19 protein-coding genes are annotated in these 22,223 nt (G+C 57.8%); 10 read left to right on the forward strand and 9 right to left on the reverse strand.

Going from position 1 to position 22,223, the window contains the following annotated elements:
• Position 1: 1 nt before the first annotated feature.
• The 4 genes from BDD14_RS13755 to BDD14_RS13770 are packed head-to-tail and all read right to left on the reverse strand — an operon-like array spanning position 2 to position 7,282.
• Positions 2-1,336 (reverse strand): lipopolysaccharide biosynthesis protein, encoded by a 1,335-nt coding sequence (locus BDD14_RS13755; protein ID WP_130419304.1) that lies wholly within the window; start codon positions 1,334-1,336, stop codon positions 2-4.
• Entirely contained in the window at positions 1,333-2,643 is a 1,311-nt protein-coding gene (locus BDD14_RS13760) for a GumC family protein (RefSeq protein WP_130419305.1), read from the reverse strand. The genes BDD14_RS13755 and BDD14_RS13760 overlap by 4 nt, the downstream gene beginning before the upstream one ends.
• Positions 2,640-4,307: a capsule assembly Wzi family protein gene (locus tag BDD14_RS13765; RefSeq protein ID WP_130419306.1), complete on the reverse strand. Its 1,668-nt coding sequence runs from the start codon at positions 4,305-4,307 to the stop codon at positions 2,640-2,642. The genes BDD14_RS13760 and BDD14_RS13765 overlap by 4 nt, the downstream gene beginning before the upstream one ends.
• A gap of 38 nt (positions 4,308-4,345) precedes the next feature.
• Positions 4,346-7,282: an SLBB domain-containing protein gene (locus BDD14_RS13770; protein WP_423201756.1), complete on the reverse strand. Its 2,937-nt coding sequence runs from the start codon at positions 7,280-7,282 to the stop codon at positions 4,346-4,348.
• Positions 7,283-8,682: 1,400 nt separating this feature from the next.
• On the opposite strand from BDD14_RS13770, the gene BDD14_RS13775 reads away from it, so the two are divergent.
• From BDD14_RS13775 to hxlA, 3 genes are all read left to right on the forward strand, one after another.
• Positions 8,683-9,633, forward strand: a complete 951-nt coding sequence (locus BDD14_RS13775; protein WP_130419308.1) for a LysR family transcriptional regulator — start codon at positions 8,683-8,685, stop codon at positions 9,631-9,633.
• A gap of 124 nt (positions 9,634-9,757) precedes the next feature.
• A complete protein-coding gene (gene hxlB / locus BDD14_RS13780; RefSeq protein WP_130419309.1) occupies positions 9,758-10,336 on the forward strand; it encodes a 6-phospho-3-hexuloisomerase in 579 nt (192 codons plus the stop codon).
• Between the two features lie 91 nt (positions 10,337-10,427).
• Positions 10,428-11,060, forward strand: a complete 633-nt coding sequence (hxlA, locus tag BDD14_RS13785) for a 3-hexulose-6-phosphate synthase (RefSeq protein WP_130419310.1) — start codon at positions 10,428-10,430, stop codon at positions 11,058-11,060.
• An 85-nt stretch (positions 11,061-11,145) separates the two neighbouring features.
• On the opposite strand, the gene BDD14_RS13790 is transcribed toward hxlA, so the two are convergent.
• The 4 genes from BDD14_RS13790 to BDD14_RS13805 form a co-directional block, all read right to left on the reverse strand.
• Positions 11,146-12,474, reverse strand: coding sequence for a sugar porter family MFS transporter (locus tag BDD14_RS13790; RefSeq protein WP_130419311.1), 1,329 nt, complete (start codon positions 12,472-12,474; stop codon positions 11,146-11,148).
• Positions 12,475-12,571: 97 nt separating this feature from the next.
• Positions 12,572-13,711 carry a glycoside hydrolase family 172 protein gene (locus BDD14_RS13795; RefSeq protein WP_130419312.1) on the reverse strand — a complete coding sequence of 380 codons (1,140 nt, stop codon included), beginning with the start codon at positions 13,709-13,711 and terminating at the stop codon, positions 12,572-12,574.
• Between the two features lie 142 nt (positions 13,712-13,853).
• The gene (locus BDD14_RS13800) at positions 13,854-14,342 is read right to left on the reverse strand and encodes a hypothetical protein (RefSeq protein WP_130419313.1); all 489 of its coding nucleotides are present in this window, start codon (positions 14,340-14,342) and stop codon (positions 13,854-13,856) included.
• 103 nt (positions 14,343-14,445) lie between these two features.
• Positions 14,446-14,646: a hypothetical protein gene (locus tag BDD14_RS13805; RefSeq protein WP_130419314.1), complete on the reverse strand. Its 201-nt coding sequence runs from the start codon at positions 14,644-14,646 to the stop codon at positions 14,446-14,448.
• A 531-nt stretch (positions 14,647-15,177) separates the two neighbouring features.
• On the opposite strand from BDD14_RS13805, the gene BDD14_RS13810 reads away from it, so the two are divergent.
• From BDD14_RS13810 to BDD14_RS33025, 6 genes are all read left to right on the forward strand, one after another.
• On the forward strand, positions 15,178-15,681 hold the full coding sequence (locus BDD14_RS13810) for a YraN family protein (RefSeq protein WP_130419315.1): 504 nt from the start codon (positions 15,178-15,180) through the stop codon (positions 15,679-15,681).
• Positions 15,672-16,199: a DinB family protein gene (locus BDD14_RS13815; protein ID WP_130419316.1), complete on the forward strand. Its 528-nt coding sequence runs from the start codon at positions 15,672-15,674 to the stop codon at positions 16,197-16,199. Before BDD14_RS13810 ends, BDD14_RS13815 begins: the two co-directional genes overlap by 10 nt.
• 65 nt (positions 16,200-16,264) lie before the next feature.
• Positions 16,265-16,885 carry a TetR/AcrR family transcriptional regulator gene (locus BDD14_RS13820; protein ID WP_130419317.1) on the forward strand — a complete coding sequence of 207 codons (621 nt, stop codon included), beginning with the start codon at positions 16,265-16,267 and terminating at the stop codon, positions 16,883-16,885.
• A complete protein-coding gene (locus tag BDD14_RS13825; protein ID WP_130419318.1) occupies positions 16,882-17,433 on the forward strand; it encodes a cupin domain-containing protein in 552 nt (183 codons plus the stop codon). The genes BDD14_RS13820 and BDD14_RS13825 overlap by 4 nt, the downstream gene beginning before the upstream one ends.
• Positions 17,434-17,560: 127 nt before the next feature.
• Entirely contained in the window at positions 17,561-17,914 is a 354-nt protein-coding gene (locus BDD14_RS13830) for a PadR family transcriptional regulator (protein WP_207231737.1), read from the forward strand.
• Positions 17,911-18,396, forward strand: coding sequence for a hypothetical protein (locus tag BDD14_RS33025; protein ID WP_242617937.1), 486 nt, complete (start codon positions 17,911-17,913; stop codon positions 18,394-18,396). The genes BDD14_RS13830 and BDD14_RS33025 overlap by 4 nt, the downstream gene beginning before the upstream one ends.
• 119 nt (positions 18,397-18,515) lie before the next feature.
• Here BDD14_RS33025 and BDD14_RS13840 read toward each other — a convergent pair whose 3' ends face one another.
• Positions 18,516-20,165: a PQQ-dependent sugar dehydrogenase gene (locus BDD14_RS13840; RefSeq protein ID WP_242617938.1), complete on the reverse strand. Its 1,650-nt coding sequence runs from the start codon at positions 20,163-20,165 to the stop codon at positions 18,516-18,518.
• Between the two features lie 282 nt (positions 20,166-20,447).
• Here BDD14_RS13840 and BDD14_RS13845 point away from each other — a divergent pair, with 282 nt between their 5' ends.
• Entirely contained in the window at positions 20,448-22,118 is a 1,671-nt protein-coding gene (locus tag BDD14_RS13845) for a CTP synthase (protein WP_130419320.1), read from the forward strand.
• The last annotated feature ends 105 nt before the right edge of the window (positions 22,119-22,223 follow it).

Below are 22,223 nucleotides of genomic sequence, written 5' to 3' on the forward strand. Positions count from 1 at the left end.
GTCACGCTCCTCCCTGAAGTTCCGTGATGATGGGCCTGGAAGGAATGGAGCTGCTGGACTTCTTGGAAAGTCCAAGCTGTCGAATTAGGGGTAGATACACTAACAGTCCGGCCACTCCATAACACACACGTGCAATCGCAAGTCCCTGCAAACCGCGGTGGTGAAGTAGATAGAGCATCATCAGCAACAAAACGCTTTTGCTGCCCAAGCTGATGTACGCTACGGTACGGAACATACCGAGCGCCTGCATCGCGTAGATTCCGGTGACGCTGAGTCCGGAGAGGGCAGAACCCACAATAATCAGTGGAAGAATCTTTGCGGCACTATGCGCAACTGCAGGACCAGCCCAGATCCGAAGAAAAGGATTCCCAACGAGAAGTAAAATCCCCCCCCCACATGCGACCAGAAGCAAATTACAGAGAAAGACGTTCAGAACAGTGTGCCTCAGCGCCGCACTCGAGAGCGTGGTCACGCGACTGGAGAGGTAAGGAAAGAAGAAGAAGAGACCGGAAGCCGTCAGTCCGAACAGTGGCTCGGCAAGTTGGATACTGACCGAATAGGGCGCGACCACCGCCGCTCCAAGTGAAATGCCCAACAGGATCCGGTCAGACTGCCGAAATAGCACACTACCAAGCGCCTGAAACCACACGAAGATTCCCGACCCTAATAGATTGCGCGTCTCTTGAGCCTGAAACATTGGCCAGAGCGACGTTGTATCCAGGAACTTTCCAAGATGTCGAAACTGAAGCCAGGTACCGACGGCGAAAAGAACTGCAGTGGCAATCATGATGCTTTCCGTCCGCTTGCCCAACAAAGCAAGAACGCCGGCGGACCCCAGCGTAAGAAGCCGGATGGCCGTACTGATCTGTACCGTTCCTCGATACTCTTCAAACGCGCGTTGTACGGCGACACTGACAGTTTCGATTGCGCGCATGAGGATCATAACGCTGGCGATACGAAGGCAAATCACACACTCCCGCTCCGAGGTCAGGCGCGGGGCGGCTATGTGCCGAGCCGCATACGGTGCGGCTACCCAGGCCACCAGTGCAATCACCAACCCGAGCGCAAGATTGATTGCAAGCATGGTACGTACGGCCTCTACCATTGCTATGGGTTTATTCTCCCCACGCAGCCTCGCTACACGCTGTATTCCGACATCGGAAAAACCGGAGGCAATGATGCCACCAGCACTGACAACAGCTGTAGCTACCATCCACAGCCCGTACTCCGCCGCACCCGCATTACGCAGAACTACCGGAGCCACCACAAGCATGCCCAGCGGATAGGAAGCGTAATCCAGTACGCCATATCCGGCATTTGTGATGTATTTTCTCATGCAATCCCCTTGCCTCGTGAAGCGATCGCATGAAATCGTCTGCGAAGAACAGGAAGAACTTCAGAAGCAAGTTGCCTCCGCGGGTCGTCTGGGCTAAGCCTTGTCCACGCTTCGCGGAGCAAAATCCACGCGGACACGGTTGCACAGGAGAGGAAGGTCAATAGCAGCGTAACGATGAGGCGTGGTGGAAACGACTTCTTCTCCGGAACCCCTGGAATATCGATCACACTGATGACAGGGACGTCCTTTGCCTCCTCGATGCGGGCCATCTCGTATTGCTGTGTGAGCAGCTCGAAAACGGTCTCCTGCACTTTCACGCGGCGATAGAGGTCAGCATATGGAACTGCAAGGCGAGGCATCTGACGTAATGGTGGGTAAAGCGCCCCATTGTCATCGGGGCCTCTCACGGCTCCTCCAGAATCGGAGGTTTCCGAACTTAACGGAGCCGATGACCCGGTCATCTGCGCTAGATCTCGACGAAGCGCCGCAATGCGTGCTTCGGTTCCTTTTACGCGCACATTGTTATCACCATAGATCTGCCGCAAAGACTGAAGGCCAGACTGCTCAACAAGCAGTTCCCCCTGCACACGTGCGCCGGTCTCGACCATCGCACGCGTCTGCTCTTTAATATCGATAGTGCTGTTCTTACTGGAAAACTCACTTAGGTCGAGTTGCGCACGCTCGAGATCGCCCTCCACAGCGTGGAGTCGGTTCTCGATAAAAATGCGCTCCTGGCGCGCAGCCGAGGTGCTGGTCTTCGTAACAAGATTGTTCAGCTCTTCAAGATAGGCCTTCGCCATATCGCGAGCTCGTACAGGATCCGTATCCTCTACTTCGATCGTGATCACTCCGCTCTTCTTGTCATCGGTGACCTTGGTCTGTCGGGCAAGGCGCTTGGCAGCGGTGAACCGATAGCGTGAGTGGTAGACCCGCTGAAGATCGAAACGATCAATCAGATGTCCACGCACCGTTCCGCTCTGCAGGAGATTGACGAACAATACCGAGGTCGTGTGTCCGCCGAAGAGTCCACTGGCAACGCTGCCGAGCGCTCCCAGTCCTCCGCGGCCTGCTAGCGCCGCCAGCATCATCGCGCCAGAGTTCTGTTGGTCCGGCGGCATAATGCTGGCTGTGGATTTGTACTGTTTCGGAAGGAGGAAAGCTATTCCGAGACTCACCACGAGCGAGATTGAGGCGACACGAGCCAGCAGCCTTCGATGCTGCCACAGTAATGCTGCGCGAACCGCCCAGTTCGCGGGAATCCGTTCGCTGCTTTCTTCAGTCGAAATGGCGGAAGTGATGGTGTTCATTTCGTCCTCCCCATCGGCTTGTAGGAAAGCTGAAGAGTAAGTTCGTTATTGCGTTGCGGCTGCGGAGACAACAGCGGGAAGCGCCACCACTCTGCCTGGTCTTCGAGGCGTAGTTGCCATTCGGAACTGAGGGCGATATCGGCGGTTGCACGAAAATCGCGTACGTAGCCCCCATGCAGGAACTCACTGCTGGAGTTCATACTGCGTCCACTCACCTCGAGTGAGGAACGCGGCGAAACCTGCCAAGTCGCCCACATTTGCTCCCCATAACCTTCCCTACCGATCCAGCTACCAATCAACTGGCGGTTATTCGTGTAGCCGCTCAGGTAATGGACATTGAAGTAGTAGTAGCCTGGAAACTCGTCTCGATGCGGGGAAACAAGGCCTTCTGCGCGGATTGTCAGATGGGGTACCCTCGGAACACATCGAAGAGCAAACCCTGAGATCCATACACTCCGCTTCGCATAGTTCAATGGAAAGGGTTCATCTTCTGTGAAGGTATCTATGTATCCCGTCAGGCATTCGCGGAGACCAGGAATCCGATACTCGGCATCGAAGGCAACGCGCCGGTCGCCCGGGTCATTTTCTTCGTCTCCAGTCCCAACGGAAAAGACGCTCCGCAGAAATGTCGAAGTGGTCACAGGCGCTCCTTGGCCGCCAAAGAGCACTGTACGCGAGACACCGAACTGGAAATTCGGCGTTGGCTCAAACGTAACCTTTTCTCCATGAATCCATGGCTGGTTGCCAAGAGCCACCCCGGGGGTTCCGAACGTCTGGTGATCTGTGTGAATATACTGCGCACCATCGAGGCGGCCTACCAGCAGCTGCGCCCGAATCGGGCCTAGCAAATTCAGGAATCCCGGCAACTTAAACGGCCGCACGCGATCGTAGCGAAGCATTGTGATTGGCTCTGCATTGTTGCTGAAAAGAGTAGAGCCACTTCTCGCCGGTCCCCACCAAAGAGTCTGCTTGCCAAAGGTAAGCTGATTGTTGGCGAAGGCGTATGAGATATTCGCGTCGAGCAATCGTCCACGAAGAAAGTTCGATGGCAGCCCGGATGCCGCAGCTGGCGTGAAGTCAGCAGCGGCAATCTGCTGCTGAGCGGAAGCGTTCGGAACAGGCGCCGATGGCACACGCTGGATCTCGCCTCTGACGTAAGCAGCGAAAGGCCCGGCGGTCGCTCGGACTGACATCCCCGAATAAAGGTTTACGCCCTGACCGAACGGACGGCCGTAATCATCCACATGCGATTCCGCGAAGTGGTAACCGTCCGTCAACGGCCTGCCAGAGATCGACGTGATGCGCTGATCTATCGACTCAATCCTGAACTCTACATTTCGACCACCAGCACGGCGCCGAAGCTCTGAGGCGAATTCCAGCCTCAGAGCTCGCAATGTCTTGGCGACATCGTCGCTGACGGGCTCGTCTGCCGTTAGATCATCGGCCTCTTCCAACAAACGGGCGCAGTCAAGGCGCGTCCAGGGACGCAGATTGAAGAATGCGCTTTGAACATAGCCTTTCGCCGCCAGCAATTCGAAGGCTGGATAGATCCAGCTCTCCACGGGAACATAAGGCGATGCCATGTTCGCGGCGTTGCTCTGGGATCGGTCACCCGGTCCGGAGAAGCCTGCGGCTTGTCGATTCGCATTGAACATAAGACTCATGAGAATCACCGTAAACGTGCGAGACGCCAACATGGGACCTAGAGGGCCGCCACCGCAATTCCAGCGGTAATGGCGATGGAAGACGCAAGCTGCGCCGTAGTCAGAAGATTCCGCCAGAGGAGCGAGTTTCCGATGATCTTCTGCGGCACCACGACAACATCGCCAGGACTCAGCCTGGTCGAGAGCACATCTGGATCGAACCATCCACCTGAGTGCCGGCCGACGACCGAACCGTTTGCGCGGATGATGAAGATCTCCTTACGATTTGCGGTTGAGTTCGTCCCTCCTGCATGGCTCAGGTACCAGGCGGCCGTCTTTCCCGGAGCGAACGTGAGCGCCGTGGCGTTGTAGACCTGCCCCGACACAAGCACGAAGCCCGGACGTTTCGGAATTGTCAGCACATCACCTCTCCGCAACTCGATGTCTGCGGGAGTATTGGCCCAGCTATCGATATCGGCGCTGATATGAATCACCATGCGCCCAGTAGCGGGATGGCTCTTAAGTTGCGTAACCGCCTGCTCCTGCTGCGCCTTGATCAGCTGCAGGGTGCCCCCCGTATCACCACTCCCGACAGCCGGTCCAAGTCGCGCGGCCGCGGAGTTTGTGTCGATCTGACGAATAAGTTCCTGACGGCTTTTCTCCTCGAGATCACGCACCTGCTCACGGATCAATACGGCGCCTTCCGGGTATGCGGTATCGCGCATTCCGCCGGCACGGCGAAGGACAGAACTGAGGCGCTCGCCTTCCTGAAAGCCATAGTTGCCAGGAAATTTGACCTGCCCCTGAATCGTGACGGATTCGCCAATCTCGTTCCATCCGGTGATCTGGTGGATCGTAAGGATGTCGCCGGGCTTGAGCGGAACATCCGCATTCGGTTCGCTTCCAGAAACAGCAGCGCCAATTTGGAGAGTGGAGACCCTCCCCGCAACACGGCTGCCGCCTTCGACACTGTAGCTCGTCAGGTCGGCACTATTCAGCAAAGCGTCGCGCTTGAACCCGCCTGCCATCCGCACAAGCTGGGCGGCCGTCATGCCGTTCGACAGCGGATAGGTTCCTGGCCGTAGCACCTCACCATGAACTATGACCTTCGGCGTATCCACCTCATATCGTCCAAAGATGCGGATCGTATCGAAGGGCTGAAGAGTGAGATTTTCATTACCAATCAACACCTCAGAAACATTGAAGGCGATGGTCTCTGCGTGGAGATCAGGGGGAACGAGACGTACAATCTCGCCGTGGGCCGCCGGCTCGGGCAACATATCCTGATAACTGTGCAGCACATCGTTGAGCCGCATGCCGTCGGTATAGGACAAGCGACCCGGGCGAACGACGTGGCCTTGAAGATAGATCGCTCGCTCGCTGTAAGGAAGAATCGGAGCGATATGGATGCGGTCTCCGTCCTTGACCACAAACGTCTCGATTGCAGCTCGGTCCGTCTGCAAATCCTGTCCACTGACGCCCTTCAGCGTTACCGTTTCCCGCTGACGATTGGCATCGATGCGCTCGATCGTGATGTGCCCCAGGGAGGCTGCGGCCGTTAGACCGCCAGCATCCTCGAGCACCGAAGCAAGAGTCGATTCGCCGGGCTTCAGTTCATAGATGGCTGGCCGCTTTATTGCACCAGAAATAGCGACCTGCGAACCCGCCGGAGGTACCTGAAGCGTGTCTCCGCTTTCGAAACGGGCGCTGCCCTTTCGAATTCCGTGGAGGAGGAAATCATAGAGATCGATATCCTCGATCAATGCCTGTCCACGGTAGTGCCGGACAATGCGAAGAGAGCCAACCGAGGTGGGTCCGCCAGCGGCATAGAGCGCACTCAGAGGGGTCGACAAGGAGCTAATGTCATACCCCCCCGGCCGTTGCACATCTCCAACAACATAGACACGCACCGAACGCAACCGAGAGATCGTGACGGCGACCCGAACATTCCGATATTGCTGCTTGAGTGCGCCTTCGATCAGGCTCTCTGCCCTTTGAAGCGGCAGGCCGGCAACTTGGAGCGAGCCCGCGTCGGGTAACAGAATATGACCGTCCCGGTCGATCACCCGGCTGATGCTTTGCGTGACTCCGCCCCACAGGCTAATGGCGAGGGTATCGCCCGGACCGACGACATAATCTGGACCCAAAGGGATATCAAGCGGAGTGTCTCTCGTGGACACACCGCGTCCCATAGAGGGGAACTCCCGACTCACGAAGACCTCTGAGCCAAACCGCTTCAAAGGAGCTGCATGCTCTGGAACCTGTGTGTATAAATCACGCATGGAGCGTAAGTTGTAGGGAGTGGGCAGGCGCAGCACCTTCGGTACATCGGTCGAGGCGTTTGTCTCTTCCTTCCCACGGTTTTCCATCTTGTCCCGGCTGTTTCCTGCAGGGAGAGTCGTGCGCGGTTGGCCGTCTCCACCGCTCTCAAGATTAGAGAACCCCGTATCTCCCCCTGTACTCATGCCAGACGGGCTCGTGCTCTGGCCATCGGATGACGGTAAACCAAACTGCGAATCGTTCTGCGCGGGCCCGGCACCGGCACTCTGGAGTCCCCCTTGGGGAACATACCCACGTGCCCTCAAATAGGTCGTAACATTTGCGCGCACACTGGCATTCGTCGCGATCTGGTTGTAAAGCATCTCGTCGGTGATGTCGGTCGCCTCAATCTGCGTGCCCTGCTGTTGCAGACGATCGGCAACCTGCGATTTCACGTCCATCAGCAGATTTTCGTTTTGCTGTAAAATCCGGATAATTTGATCGGCGGGCAGCGACGCTACGGGCGCATCCAGATTGCTTGAAGTTGTGACGGCGCTGCGATCGTCCGCAGAATCCGAGCTGCCGCCAAACGCCAGCGTGGCTGCACTCGGATCATCGTTCGTCGGGGTTTGCGACGTATCCTGCGTCGAACCAGAACCGAGCACTCCCTGAGCCCTTGCATTGCCTGCCAGGAGAAACAACGATCCCACAGCGGATGCCAGTGCCAAGAGAATCACGCGTGAAGTGCGAGCGAAACAGGTATGCGGATACGCGTGTTGCCTTAGAGTCATAAAGGGGGTCACACCAATGAAAGCAGCACCTGCTTGAGTTGCCGACTTCTCCTATCTCCTTATCGACCCTAGAGAACGGACACATCCGCAGTGTCATGGGTACATCAGTGAATTGTCATTTCTTCGTTGCCTCCAATTTAGAGCCCCGATAACGCCCGGTTGTGCGCAGCAGCATCCCGGATAACTCCACACGAGAGGAGTGACATCAATTGACAAAGAACAGATGATCCGGGGGACAAATATGCCGCGTTCGATTCAACTCCGTGTGCTCTACAGGTGGTCGTGCGAGCCTCTATCTTTCCGGACAGCCACCTGGACGTTGGCTTGTCTTAATCAGTCGATTGTTGCAAGGAGGCGAGAGAACTTCTATGGGACGCATATATGGTCGGAACCGAAGACACAGCGTTCCGGCTGCGCTCTGAGTCCCCTCGTGGTCATCACGCGCAGGGAGACTGGACTGAGGGGACTATCGGACTCAGGCATTCGGCGGATCAGAACTCATCAATCCCAACAGTCCTATGACAACTGCTTGACTGTGAGTTGACAACTGTTTCTGTAAGCCACTCTATCCTTACTACAATACGGGACTGTATACGCGACTCTGGTGAATGCGCGCTGTAGAGCCAACGCAGAGAGGTGGCATTCACTTGTCCGTATTCGATAGCAAAGGAATTTCGGAAGGAACTCAACTTCGCGACCTGTCCAAACCCTCGGCTGCTGGTAGCCCTCCCTCAGAGGGGCAGTCGCCAGCCCAAGAATCAATCCTGATCAACAGGAAAGTAATGTCCCATATAAATCGAGAGCAGCGAATCCGTGAGGCTGTGCTGTGGCGAAGGTGAAGATGCTCTCTGTCAGAGGACGAGCTTCTCAGACAGAGAGTGACTCTCGACATCCAGAGCTATTTGGATGTAAAGTTTCGTCCTTCCGAACGTCTCACGGATGAAAGTACATTCCTGTTATCGAAGAGAACATGCCTCCATCACATTTTGGGCACTGACTGGCGCATATCCGAGTGCAATAGCGGTACACTCACCAGCTTTTCCCTGTTTCGATAAATTGCTCTAAATTACGGTCGCTCAGCTACTTAGGGCTATACTCAATTACGCCGGCATTTCTTTTATTTCATAGACTTACATCGTTGGGTCAAAACTCATAATCCCTTGGTTGGGGGTTCAAATCCCTCCGGCCCACCAAAATCCAAGTTCACAAACCAAATAAGGCACGCAGGCGGAACCGCGCCTCATCGTTTCGGGGCCCTCATCATTTCGCAATGGTGAGTTACTCGAGACGGCTTCGAATAGGTGCGAGACTGGAAGGTGAAATATCCAGGAAGGAGTCCGAGCGGCTTGATTATCAGGAATTTTGAATATTTGCTGGCATTGAATAAGGAAAGACACTTCGCGCGGGCCGCTGCTGCCTGCAGGGTATCGCAACCCACCCTGTCCGCGGGGATCAAGCAGCTGGAAGAGGATATGGACGTGCTGATCGTGAAACGCGGCCAACGGTTTGAGGGCTTCACGCGCGAGGGCGAACGCGTGCTGGCGTGGGCGCAGCAGATGCTCGAAGACTGCACGCGGTTGAAGCAGGAGCTGCACGTGCTGCGCGATCATGCCATGCAGGGTCCATTTCGTCTGGGGATGTTGGCAGCAACCTCAGCACTGGCCTCCGTGCTGAGCGTGGCGTTCGCGGAAAAATTTCCGGAGTTGCAAATCTCGATGGAGACAGGTGACCCGGAGCGCCTGTTGCAGAGGGTGCGGCAGGGCGAGATGGATGTGGCGCTGATGTATCTGGACGAGCCAGTGAGCGAGGGGCTGGATGGATATGCACTCTATCGGGAGCGTCTGTTTCTCGTGACAACGGGGGACGCAGGCAACGGTCGTCGCGTGTCATGGGAGGAGGTGGCGACATTACCGCTGTGCCTGTTGCGGTCGGCTGTCCCACGCACTGCGGAGACACAACTGAATAAAGCCCCCAAGGTGATCCATACGGATTCGGCAGCAGTGATGGCCGCGCATGTGGGGACGGGACGGTGGTCCACGGTGCTTCCTCAGTCGCTCGTAACGATGTTGGCGAAGACGCCTGCTCTGCGGGCGATCGCGATTGCAAAGCCCGGCGAGCAGGTGAATGTGGGATTTGTGACGGTGAAGAGCGACCCATTGCCTGCTGCCGTGCATGCCCTCATGGAGATGGCGCACACCCCGGAGCTGGTCGATGCAATACGCGCGATGCTCGAGACCTATAAGAACTATCAGCCAAAGGATTCCCGCAGGGTCAGTGCGCCGAAGCAGCAGTCCTGAATTCTCTGCATCGACCCTGAGCTGCTCCATCGATTGAAAAAAAACTATCGATTGAAAAAAGCTATCAGCAGATTTGAATTTCCTGTTTGATCGGCGCAAACCGCGATGCGACTCTGAATGAGTGATGTTCAACCATTGTGTCGAAATACCGAGTTATTCGTCTTCCCAGGTACTCCTGCTGAAAGAACTGGACCGCACTCTTGCCGCGGTGAATGAAGCAGAGATCGCTGTTGCGCGCGAGATGATTCTTCTGGCCAGGCGCGTCTTCGTGACTGGCGCCGGGCGCAGCGGACTGGCGCTGAAGATGGCTGCCATGCGCCTCATGCATCTGGGGCTGGTCGTGCATGTAGCTGGTGAGGTGACGGCCCCGGCCATCGGTCAGGGAGATCTGCTACTCGTGGCCTCGGGATCGGGCACCACGGCAGGCGCAGTGCATGCGGCTGAAGTGGCACGAAACGTTCAAGCACAGGTCCTCGTGCTCACCGCCGCGCCCGCATCGAAGCTCGGCCAACTGGCGCAAGGCTTGATCGTGATTCCGGCAGCCACCAAGCAGGACCACGGCGGAGTGAGGTCCGAGCAGTATTCGGGAGCGTTGTTTGAGCAAAGTGTGCTGCTGGTGATGGACGCACTATTTCAGGTGATGTGGCACGAACGCGGAGAGAGCGCGGAGCAGCTGTGGAAGCGCCACGCGAATCTGGAATAACGTCTTCCCCTTTGGCAGACCCTTCGCGGGCTTATCTCGGCTAGTTGGTATCATCGCTGATTTTTTCAATACTTAGAAACGGAGTACAAAAATGAAACTGCAGGTTGCAATAGATCTACTCTCGACGGCGGATGCGCTGGCGTTGCTTAACAAGGTTGCGGAACACGTAGATGTGATCGAGCTGGGAACCCCTCTTATCAAACAGCAGGGACTGAGCGTCGTTACAAATGTGAAGGCGGCGTATCCTGACAAGCTGGTGTTTGCAGACATGAAGACCATGGATGCGGGCGAGCTCGAAGCCGACCTCGCGTTCAAGGCAGGGGCGGATATTATGACCGTGCTGGCTACAGCGGCTGACAGCACCATTGCCGGCGCGGTGAAGGCAGGCAAAGCGCACGGCAAGGCAGTCGTGGCCGACATGATCGGTGTAGCGGATAAGGCTGCGCGGCTTCACGAGCTGAAGGCCATGGGCGTGAGCTGGGTTGAACTGCATGCGGGGCTCGATGAGCAGGCGCAGGCAGGCTATTCGATTGAGAAACTGCTCGAGGTCGGGCGCAGTGCCGACATGCCATTCTCGGTTGCCGGCGGCATCAACGCAGAGCGCATCGGAGGGGTCGAATCTGCAGGTGCAACCATTGCGGTTGCCGGTGCCGCGATCTATGGCGCAAAAGATCCCGGAGCCGCAGCTGCAGGTCTTCGGAAGAAGATCAAGCAACTGGGATAAGCAGGAGCATCCATCCGAGAGGAGATGGCGCTCCATCGCGCTGTCTCCTCTTTTTCATTCGAGCGACCAGGTGGATGGCTTCGCGCTAATCCCGCCCAATCGCGTGTTGCATCTTCTCAAGTGAGATCCGCGCTGTCTCCGGATAGTAAAACCAGACCAGAAACAGATCCAGCACCATCATGCTCGCGAAGAAGAAAAAAGGAACCGCCCCCGACGACTTCGCCAGCAACGGAAAGACTAGCGAGATGATCGCATTCGTGATCCAGTGCGAGGAGCTGCCCAGGCTCTGCCCTTTAGCGCGCATCCGTGTCGGAAAGACTTCGCTGATATAAACCCAGACCACGGCCCCGTGAGAGATCGCGAAGAATGCGATGTACAGCATCAGGAACCAGACAATCAAATTTAGATGCTGGTGCGTGTAGAACATGTAACCGATCGCTGAAAGACATCCGACCAGGCCAACCGTTCCGGTAAGCAGCAGCTTCTTTCGTCCCAGGCGATCGATGACCGACATTGCAATCAGCGTGGCCACCAGGTTGGTAGCGCCTACCGCAACCGCCTGCAGATTACCGGAGACCTTCGTCGCCCCGGCCAGCGTGAAGATGTCGTTGAGATAGTAAAGAACCGCATTGATCCCGGTAAGCTGACAGAACATTCCCACCGTAATCGCGAGGAACACAGGAAGTCGGAACTTCCGCGCTGTCAGCGATTCGCGTCCTCCCTGCCCCTCTTCGCGCAGCGATTGAACAATTTCCTCCAGCTCTCGCGTGGGATCTTCCACTCCCGTAAGGCGCAGGATATCCAAAGCCTCGCTGTTCCTTGACTGCGTCAAAAGCCAGCGTGGACTTCGCGGTATGAAGAAGAGGGCGATGAGAAAAAGAGCTGCGGGAAGCGCGGCAATTCCAAGCTGCCATCTCCACTCCGCTGCGCCGAGGGATAAAGTTCCCAAAAGATAGTTGGAGATGTAAGCCAGCAGAATACCGACAACTACGTTCACCTGAAAAAATCCCACCAGCCGGCCCCGCCAATGTGCCGGCGCAATCTCGGCGATATACATGGGACCAAGTACCGACGAACCGCCAATCCCCAATCCTCCGATGAAGCGAAAGAAGATGAGCGACGACAGGTTCCACGCAAGGGCACAGCCGATCGCAGAGATGACATAAAAGGCTGCCATCGCTCGCAGGCTGTCTCGTCGGCCGTATCTCTGACCGGGAATACCCGCAAAGATCGCGCCGATCACGGTACCCCAGAGCGCACTCGCCACGGTAAAGCCGAGCGCGGCTTCAGACAAATGAAACTGCTGGGTCAGCGCGGCCGTCGTTCCGGAGATCACTGCGGTATCGAACCCGAAGAGAAGCCCGCCAAGGGCTCCGACGATCGTGCTCTTGATGACGTGAGACGACAACTTCATAGCATCTCCTGAAACACTCAAACCCACCACGACACGGCACTGGCGGAAATACGATCCAACCGGCTCTCCGTCTGAATGACGAACCACAAGCCGCGAATCAACGCGGTTGAGGATCGCCCTCTTTCTGTGGCTGCTTGGCATTGCCGGGGCCACCCACAGCCTGCAAGGCAGGAATGCGCTCACTCATCTCCGTCAACGGTGGAAAAGGCATATGGGGTTCGGCCTGATACCAGTACGCGACGGAGTAGAAGTTGTCCGAGCGAGCATTACCATGTCCATGCTCGATGCTTGCCTTCATGGACTTCGTAAACGGGATCGGGGAATCGAGATGAAACCGATACACGCTTGACCGCGATCCTGCGAGTTCCTGCCCCACAACCGGTGAACCATGCAGCGGGAAGCTTTGCGAGCCGCCGAAGTCCCATGCACCTAAAAAATAGTCCTCCGACCCCGTCCCGACCATCGTCGGAACCGCCCCGTCATCCACTTCGAACCGGTCGTTTCCCTCGCCCCACCACCCATCCTGATTCTGCAGTACCGACATGGTCACGCCAATGAACTGTCCGTGCCCCTTTGCCTCAAACCAGGTGTAGTTGTCCTTGCCATCCGGATTGCGCCGGTAGTTCACTCGCGGGTCGCCATTGTCATACCAGTCTGAAACCCACCCATGATTCGGCTGGGCCTGCCTGTACTGCGCATGAAAATACAGCGTCCCGACAGGCAAAGGCTTCGTATCCTGCCGATAGTCGATATTCCAGTACAGATTGCTCAGCGATTGCTTGCCTTCATTGGTCACCGTGATGCGAGCATGTTTTGCATACGGCATCTGGAAGTAGCTGTTGAGCGAACGATCGCTCCCGGCCGACAGCACCGGCGAGGACCAGAAGTAATACTGCCCCGTGCCTAAACCGAAGAAGTCGCCGATCGGCGTCTCCACGCTGGGCGTGTCTTCTCCATCCCAGTACATCCGCAGCACAATTCGTTTCAGGTGGTAGCTCTCCGGAGAGTTCAGCGTGAACCAGATATGCGAGATCCTTCCAGGACCATCGACATCGAGAATGGTCAACGTCTGACCCGGCGTGAGCGTGCGAAAATCTGCGTTCGCTCCCGTCGCCTCACGGCTTGAGGACCGATGCATCGTATAAGTCTGTTGCACGGTGGGGTCAGGAAATCCCTCCATGCCCTGACCGTGGGCAAAGCACGACACCAGAACGACGGATAGGGCAAGCAGCTTCATGCGGGACCAACCTCCGATAGTTTCCACCCGTAATATTGCCTATCGAGGTGCCGCCGCGACAACAAGAAGTGCTGCAAGCTCCATCTTTTTAAGGTTGTGCCGAACCTGAGAAGTCATCCATTGCTCGTCTCCGCAACAGATGTCAGTTGTACCCCAGCTCATGAGGAGCAGGATAGGTCAGCGTGCGGTCTTTCTTCTCGTACCACATAAACAGCTTGTGATCGCCATTCACCCGCACTGCGACGATGATCCCCGTTCCAAACGTCCCCGTCCCATCCGTCTTTGAAATATCCACGTGATGCGACTTGATCGGCCCCACCGGGCTCGCCGTCGTCCAGTCTTCCGTGAATCGCTGCAGCGTATAGTCGTACTTCTGCGGGTGCTTCTGCCAGTCCGGATCGCTCATCCACAGCGCATACGCCTGGTTATAGTCCTTCGCCTCCAGCGCCTGAAAAAACTTATCTACTTTATGCTCCGCCGGAAGGTTGGTGTAGAACCACCCATGTCCCGTCAGATATCCACCCACTCCCACCACAGCGGCGATCAGAATCAGTGCGATCCCCCCAATCACCAGGCCTGTCTTGCGCCGCTCCCGGCCCGCATCGTACGTCGGTGCATTCAGCAGAGTCATCGATCCCCCTCACATCTTCACTCGCCTATATTAGACCGTCGCACCGGCTTCAAATGTTCCCACCTCCCGCCCCTCAGACGTAAACCTTGTCGACCCAAGCCCCTCATGCGATCGCCACCGCGCCCATCACACCCTCCACCTGCGGTACCGGCTCCAACGGAAGAATCCGAAGCGACTCCAGCAGCGCCTCCAGAAACTGCACCTTGCGCAGCCTCTCCACAATCAGCCCATACTGCCGGATGTAGAACTGAAAGATCAGCGAGAAGCCCACGATCATCGGCTGCAGTCTCTGCGCGCTCGCCACAATCTCGCTATAAAAATCCGGACGCGATCGACGCGCGGAGCACCTCTGCCCTGCAGCCGCCAGCGCAGCTCCTCACGCTCGTCGATCGCCTCTCGGCTCTTTCAACGCTGTCCCAACGCGTCGGCCAGCTTATCCAATCCCTCGGCCTGCGTCTTTAGCATCGCAGTCTGGGTCTCAAGACTCACCGCCACCAGCTGACGTTGCGCGACATCGTTGATGTTTTTCGAAGATCTCCATGTCGATGGGATCTCACCACCAGTGGCGATGAAAGATCAGTCCCGGGGAGAGATGCTTGGAGAGTAGGTTCTTGAGGCTGGGCATAGATAGACTCCTTCGAGAAGGAACACGAGGGCCCGGGGAAGATCCGCAGGATTCAGGTCACACCCACCATTGATGGATCCTGATATGCGCAGTGATACTGCGCTCGTGCTTCCCCCTTGTCAAGAAACTTTGCTCCGCTCCCACACTTTTTGCGACTCCCTGCTATATCTTTGGTGCGAATCCGCCCGTCCGCGCTCTATTCTGGATCGCATGGCGCTCCCAGCCCCAACCTCCACCGCGCGAAGAAGACCCACACGCCTCTGGATCGATGCCCAGGCATGGGCCATCCGCCGTCTTCACGCCCTGCACCGCGATGGCACCGCCGCTCATCTTCAAACCGGAGCCCTCGGCGAGCGCGAAGCCCTCTTCCATCTCCGCCGCTCCGGATACACCGTCGTCGCTCGTCGCTGGAAGTCCTCGAAGTTTCGCGGCGATCTCGACCTCGTCGCCTGGCACGGCAACGTCCTCTGCTTCATCGAGGTCAAGACCCGCAGTCATCGCGACGCCTTCGCGGCCGAGTTCGCCGTCGACTCCGAAAAGCAGCGCGTCCTCCGCCGCCTCGCCCGCGTCTACCTGCGCCGCCTGCCAGAGTCCGCACGTCCCGCAACCGCACGCTTCGATGTCCTCTCCATTTATCTCGCCTCTCTAGAAGAGACAATGCAACCCGGCGAACCCCAGTTCGTCCTCAACCAGGGAGCCTTCGAATGGGCATAACCTACACCCAGGGAACCGATCCCGCCCGCCTCGATTCCGTCGAGCTCAGCGAGCGCCTCTCCGCAACCATCCGGGCCGCCGTCCCGTGGCTCGTCACCCTCTCCGACGCCGATGCCGGCACCCCCGAAGCAGAAGGCAAGTGGTCCGCCAAGGAGATCCTCGGTCATCTCACCGACTCGGCCATCAACAACCTCAGCCGAATCGTTCGCATGCAGATCGGCTCCGAACGCATGCCCGGCTACGACCAGCAGTCCTGGGTCGCGCTCCAGCACTACCGCGACCGCGAATGGGCCCAGGTCCTCGCCCTCTGGTTTGCCCTCAACGAGCATCTCGTCTGGGTCATCCGCCACATCGACCTCTCCCGCCTCTCCAACCAGGGCGTCGTCGCCGATTCTCCCCTCACCCTCGGCTTTCTCATCGAGGACTACATCGCACATATGGAACATCACTTCCACGCCCTCCGCAGATGGGAAAAACCGGGGAAATCCACGGTCCAGAACTCGGGACTGATTTCATAGATAAAACAGAAATCTCTTTTGAAACTGTCATTGACATACTACTGCCTCGATGACAGAATACTGTCATGAGCGAGGCAGTTCTCACCCTGAGGGACCGGCAGACCGCCGCCACCCGCGAGCAGATCCTTGAGATCGCCATGCATCAGCTCGGCCAGGGCCCACGCGGAACCTTCTCCCACGAGAGCATCGCGGAGGCTGCGGGACTCGGCGCACGCACCGTCTATCGCTACTTCCCCGATCGGGCATCCCTGCTTCAGGCTCTCTGGATAAGGCTGCGCGAAGCCACCAAAACCCGCTTCCCCGAGACCGAAGAGGAGATCCTTCCCCTCGCCCGCTCCGTCTTTGAGGAGTTCGAGGCCAACGAGCCTCTCGTGAGGGCCGTCATCACCTCGCCGGCCGGAACCGAGGTTCGCGAGCGCGGAGGAACCGAGGGACGCGCCGCCTTCTCCAAAAGCCTCTCCTCCGCCCTCGAAGGTCTGCCCGAGACGGAGAAGGACCGCATCATCGCCGTCTTCGTCTCCATCTACAGCGCGCCCTTCTGGCAGTTGCTCCGCGATCGCGGCCTGCTCTCCGGGGCCGACGCGCAGGAGGCTGTCGCCTGGACTCTCGAAGCCCTCATCCAGGCCGCAAAAAACATTCCTAAAACAGAGCAGCAACATAAAAGCAGGAAAGTGAAAGACCAATGAACAAATCCGAGAAGGTAGAACTCTTAGGCGTCGAACTCGAGTGGAAGCTCACCGACGCAGAAACCAACAACCAGTACTGTGTGCTCCAGGCCACCATTCCCCCCGGTGTCATGGTGCCCCCTCACCGCCATCCCGATCAGGAGGCCTTCCTCGTACTCGAAGGCGCACCCGAGTTCGCGCTCGAATCGCCCTCCGGTCTCGAGTGGTGCTTTGCCGTCCCCGGCGAGATGATCAACATCCCTTCCATGAAGCTCCATGGCTTCCGCAACCCCACCACCTCCGACGTCCGCGTGCTCATCACCTGCACCCCCAACCTCGGGCGGTTCTTCGAAGACGCGGGCCTTCCCTTCGTTCGCGAAAGCCCCTACCGTCACAAGATCCCCTCCGCCGCACAGATCCAGCGCGTCATGGACATCAGCGAGCGCTACGGACACGTCTACTCCACCGAAAAACCCGGTGCTTGCAAGCGCGGCACCGGTCGGTTCGCCGTCGAAAAGCTGCTGACCCACCCAACCCTGTCAAGTGTCAATCGGGCCTATCTGTTTTAGATACTGTAAGATATACAGTGCCGATGAGTTAGCCGAACATTGTTACACTTGAACTATGAAGGAATAAAGACCTGGCCGTCCGGCCGGGTCTTTCTGCTTAATTCCATGGAATCCGCTTGCGGATTTCATGGGGTCATGCAATAACTACGTCATGCGTAGTACGCGGAACGTAGTAAAAACGGAAAACGAACAGTACTCCGATCCACCTCTGCTTGTCTTGGCCAGCCTTGCCAACGGGCCGAAGCATGGCCACGCCATGATTGAGGACATTGTGTTCCTCTGTGGAGCCCGTCTAGGCCCTGGAACCCTTTACGGAGCCATTGCCCGGCTCGAGCAACAGCATTTAATTGAGCCTCTACCGCCTGAAGAGCGGAGACGGCCTTATCGCATCACCGCCGAAGGAATACGCGTCCTTCGCGCAAAACTGAAGACATTGCATCAGTTCTCGAAAGCCGGACTCCAGAGACTGGAGTTGGTATGAACGTCAGGCTTGCACGTCTGCTCATGCGCTTCTATCCACGCCGCTGGCGTGAGCGCTATGGTGCGGAATTTGAGGCGCTGCTGCAATGCGGACCCGCCAGCCTTCGCACGATCGCAGACATTATGCTCTCCGGATTTTGCGAGCATATCGTTCCAACGTTAGGAGCCGACATGAGTCACCAGACATATCCCTTTGGCCTCATCATCCGGCAGCCGACTGCCTTTGTTCCTATCGCAATGTCGCTGGCTGCTCTGACGCTCGTCCTCGTGACCATAACCGTCTTCGGGGTCGCCCATCAACCTTCCGATGAGGGAACTTCGGCGCACATCTGGCAATTGCTTATGGCTGGACAATTACCGCTGCTCGCACTCTTTGCGATCCGGTGGCTACCCCGAGCTCCAAAGCAGACTCTTTACGTGCTTGCTCTACAAGCCGGAGCCGTACTCGCCTCGATGGCACCTGTCCTATTTCTGGGGCTATAGATTTTTGTGGGCCGGTCCAAAGCTAAACGATTTGGATTGAAGATTTTGCACAATATTGTAGGGAGGGGTAGACCAACCCTCATGGAGAAACACCCTCCACAAGGGTTGGTCGAGAGCTCTTACTTTCCCGTGTAGCTGACGCGCCAGACCGAGTTCGATCCATCGTCCGTCACCAGCAGTGAGCCATCCTTCGCCGTGGTCACGCCCACCGGTCGGCCCCAGACATCGCCGCTCGGAAGCACGAACCCGGTCAGGAAGTCCTCGTACTCGCCCGTCGCATGGCCGGTCTGGTGCAGCGGAACGCGGATGACCTCGTATCCGACGCGGGCCGACCGGTTCCACGAGCCGTGCTCGCTGGCAAAGATATCTCCCGAATACTCCGCGGGAAACTGCTTGCCGTTGTAGAACGTAATCTGAAGCGACGCGTTGTGAGGATTCAGCAGGACGTCCGGCACGATCGCCTTGTCCTTCAGCTCCGGATGCTTGCCCGCATGCCGAGGATCCTGGTGCGCTCCCATGTACCACCACGGCCAGCCGTAGAAACCGCCCGGCTTCACGCTGGTGATGTAGTCCGGAACAAGGTTGTCGCCCAGCGCATCGCGCTCGTTCACCGAGCACCACAGCTCGCCGGTAATCGGGTTCACCTCTTCGCCTACGCAGTTACGAATGCCGTAGGCGTAGATGTGCATGCCGCTTCCGTCCGGGTTGAACTCCAGAACATCGGCGCGGTTCTTCTCCGCCGGATTCGTGTCCGGATCGTCCACGTTCGATCCCGATCCGACCGAAACCCACATCTTCTTGCCGTCGAGCGAGAAGCGAACGTCGCGCGTAGTGTGGCCGCGGCCGCCAGGGATATCGGCAATATGCTCCGGTTCGGCGCTCGCCTTCACGTCGCCGTTCTTATAAGGAAAGCGCACCACCGAATCCAGGTTGCCGATGTAAATCCACTTCGGATTCGGACCCTGAGGATAGAACGCAATTCCGAAGGGCTTGTTGAGCCCGGTGGCGAAGACGCTCGTCATCTCCGGCTTGCCATCGGCCGTAATGCCGCGGAAGACGCGAATCTGTCCTTTCGCTGTCTCGGCCACGAAGGCGTCGCCGTTCGGCGCGGTGCGGATCAGACGCGGATTCTCGAGCCCGGTCGCATATTGTTCGACCTTGAACCCTGGCAGTGCCTTCGGCCACACGCCCTCGGGACGCGGAACCAGCTTGGGCGGATTGCCCGCTGACTCCGTCGCATACGGCTGAGGAAGATCGGCCACGGTAATCTTGCGGGTCTTGCCCGGATCCTCATAGCGGAAGTCGGTGAACGGAGGTTTTGGCGCAGGGGCTTCGAACTTCGCGGTACTCGCGGTCGCTTCGCTCGGCGCGGGAGTCAACGCCTTGGCATTCGGTCCGCCTAGGTACTTCAGGTAGCTCACCACCTGCCAGCGCTGCTCTTCGGGGAGCGTCGCCCACGACGGCATGCCGTTCGCGAGATCGCCGCGCGTGATGTACCAGAAGACCTCACCGGCCTTGGCGGACTGGGTTGCTCCAGTGGCCAGCGCAGGAATGTTTCCCGCTCCCTTGGCTGTGGGCCCGTGGCAGGCTGCACACTTTTGTTGGTAGACGGTTCCGCCAGCCTCGGCGTCCGCTTGTGCGGTGTGCGGATTTTCGACCGTGACCGAAGAGGCTGGCGCGTTATGAAAGTTGGCATCCTGTGCCGACAGGGAGGTCACCGTCGCAAAAACAGCGAAAGCTAGTGTGGAGATTGATTTTCGTGAGTTCAAGCGTCCCTCTTCATCGTGAAATCGCAACCTGCAGATTGAGTTGATGGCTGTCTTAATGTCAGACCATTCAGGTAAACCAAATGTCACCGAAACGTCTCTTTTTACTTTACCAAGTAAGACGGGGCAGCTGGCGTTTGGGCCGAAGATCGAACAGATGTTTTGAAAATACTTTTCCATCGGTCTCCGCGGAGGGTCTGCACCTTGATTCAGGAGGAAGACCCTGCGATACTTAATCGTGCACAGCACGCACAAACTTCCAATCAATCTCAAGGGGTCGCGGAAATGTCTGCAAAGTACATCTTCGTAACGGGCGGCGTTGTGTCTTCGTTAGGAAAGGGCCTGGCTGCGGCCTCAATCGGCTGTCTGCTGGAAGCCCGCGGACTCCGCGTCAACCTGATGAAGTTCGATCCCTATCTCAATGTAGATCCGGGAACCATGTCGCCGTTCCAGCATGGCGAGGTCTTCGTGACCGACGACGGGGCCGAGACCGACCTCGATCTCGGCCACTACGAGCGCTTCACTCACGCGAAGCTCTGCCGCGACAACAATCTGACAACGGGCCGCATCTACGAGCAGATCATCACGAAGGAGCGTCGCGGCGATTATCTCGGCAAGACCGTGCAGGTTATCCCGCACGTAACCAACGAGATCAAGAACGCCATGCGCAAGGTAGCGCAGGACACCGAGGTCATCATCGTCGAGATCGGCGGGACCGTGGGCGACATCGAGTCGCTTCCCTTCCTCGAAGCCATCCGCCAGATGCGCCAGGATCTGGGCCGCGAGAACACCGTCTTCGTCCACGTCACGCTCATCCCGTGGATCGCCGCCGCGCAGGAGCTCAAGACCAAGCCCACGCAGCACTCCGTCAAGGAGATGCTCTCCATCGGAATCCAGCCCGACATCCTGCTCTGCCGTACCGACCGCGCCGTTCCGCGCGAGATGCGCTCGAAGATCGCCCTCTTCTGCAACGTCGAGGAGCCGGCCGTCATCGCCGCCCGTGACGTCGCCAGCATCTATGAGTGCCCGCTCAACTTCGCCTCGGAAGGCGTGGATGCGCTCGTCCTCAAGTACCTCCATCTCGACGCGCCCCAGCCCGATCTCTCGCGCTGGCAGGACATCGTCCATCGCGCCTACAACCCCAAGGACGAGGTGTCCATCGGAATCGTCGGCAAGTATGTCGAGTACGAAGACTCCTACAAGTCGCTGAAGGAGGCTCTCGTACACGGCGCGCTCGCGCACAACCTCAAGCTTCGCGTCACCTGGATCGAAGCCGAGGGTCTGGAGACACATGACGCCGATGGACGGCCCACGCTCGACTACCGCCGCCAGCTTGAGGACTTCGACGGCATCCTGGTTCCAGGAGGCTTCGGCAAGCGCGGCATCGAAGGCATGCTCAACGCCATCCGCTACGCGCGCGAGACGGGGACGCCGTACTTCGGCATTTGTCTCGGAATGCAGACTGCATGCATCGAGTACGCGCGCAATGTCTGCGGACTGAAGGACGCCAACTCCGGCGAGTTCGATCCTGCCACGCCTCACCGCATCATCTACAAGCTGCGCGAGCTGACCGGCGTGGAGGAGATGGGCGGAACGATGCGCCTCGGCGCGTGGCCTTGCGTGCTCGAGCCCGGATCGCTTGCGGCCAAAGCCTATGGGACGACGGACATCAGCGAGCGCCACCGCCATCGCTACGAGTTCAACCGCGAGTATGAGGCGGTGCTGACCGGCGCTGGACTTCGCCTGACCGGAACGACTCCCGACGCGACCTATGTAGAGATCGTGGAGATTCCCGGTCACCCATTCTTCCTCGGCTGCCAGTTTCACCCCGAGTTCAAATCAAAGCCTCTCGAGCCACACCCGCTCTTCCGCGATTTCATCGCAGCGAGCTATCGCAATCGCGAGGCATCGTCCGAGAGCGCGACCCCAAGCCTGACCGCAGTCTCGCAGGGGTAAAGTGGCCCAATTGGGTACTGATGCCCAAAGTTTTTGTGCGCAAATATTTGCATGATCTCGACCTAAAAGCCGGTTAGTCTTTCCCCATTTGGGACTGACCGACTG

Origin of the sequence: Edaphobacter modestus (assembly GCF_004217555.1) — a bacterium.
GTDB lineage: Bacteria > Acidobacteriota > Terriglobia > Terriglobales > Acidobacteriaceae > Edaphobacter > Edaphobacter modestus.

Coding starts and splice junctions, on each gene's coding strand:
- BDD14_RS13815 (WP_130419316.1), top strand. CDS start 15,672: ATGGGCATAACCTACACCCAGGGAACCGATCCCGCCCGCCTCGATTCC.
- BDD14_RS13790 (WP_130419311.1), bottom strand. CDS start 12,474: ATGAAGTTGTCGTCTCACGTCATCAAGAGCACGATCGTCGGAGCCCTT.
- BDD14_RS13830 (WP_207231737.1), top strand. CDS start 17,561: ATGGGGTCATGCAATAACTACGTCATGCGTAGTACGCGGAACGTAGTA.
- BDD14_RS13820 (WP_130419317.1), top strand. CDS start 16,265: ATGAGCGAGGCAGTTCTCACCCTGAGGGACCGGCAGACCGCCGCCACC.
- BDD14_RS13800 (WP_130419313.1), bottom strand. CDS start 14,342: ATGACTCTGCTGAATGCACCGACGTACGATGCGGGCCGGGAGCGGCGC.
- BDD14_RS13845 (WP_130419320.1), top strand. CDS start 20,448: ATGTCTGCAAAGTACATCTTCGTAACGGGCGGCGTTGTGTCTTCGTTA.
- BDD14_RS13825 (WP_130419318.1), top strand. CDS start 16,882: ATGAACAAATCCGAGAAGGTAGAACTCTTAGGCGTCGAACTCGAGTGG.
- BDD14_RS13810 (WP_130419315.1), top strand. CDS start 15,178: ATGGCGCTCCCAGCCCCAACCTCCACCGCGCGAAGAAGACCCACACGC.
- BDD14_RS13795 (WP_130419312.1), bottom strand. CDS start 13,711: ATGAAGCTGCTTGCCCTATCCGTCGTTCTGGTGTCGTGCTTTGCCCAC.
- BDD14_RS13760 (WP_130419305.1), bottom strand. CDS start 2,643: ATGAACACCATCACTTCCGCCATTTCGACTGAAGAAAGCAGCGAACGG.
- hxlA (WP_130419310.1), top strand. CDS start 10,428: ATGAAACTGCAGGTTGCAATAGATCTACTCTCGACGGCGGATGCGCTG.
- BDD14_RS33025 (WP_242617937.1), top strand. CDS start 17,911: ATGAACGTCAGGCTTGCACGTCTGCTCATGCGCTTCTATCCACGCCGC.
- BDD14_RS13765 (WP_130419306.1), bottom strand. CDS start 4,307: ATGAGTCTTATGTTCAATGCGAATCGACAAGCCGCAGGCTTCTCCGGA.
- BDD14_RS13755 (WP_130419304.1), bottom strand. CDS start 1,336: ATGAGAAAATACATCACAAATGCCGGATATGGCGTACTGGATTACGCT.
- hxlB (WP_130419309.1), top strand. CDS start 9,758: ATGTTCAACCATTGTGTCGAAATACCGAGTTATTCGTCTTCCCAGGTA.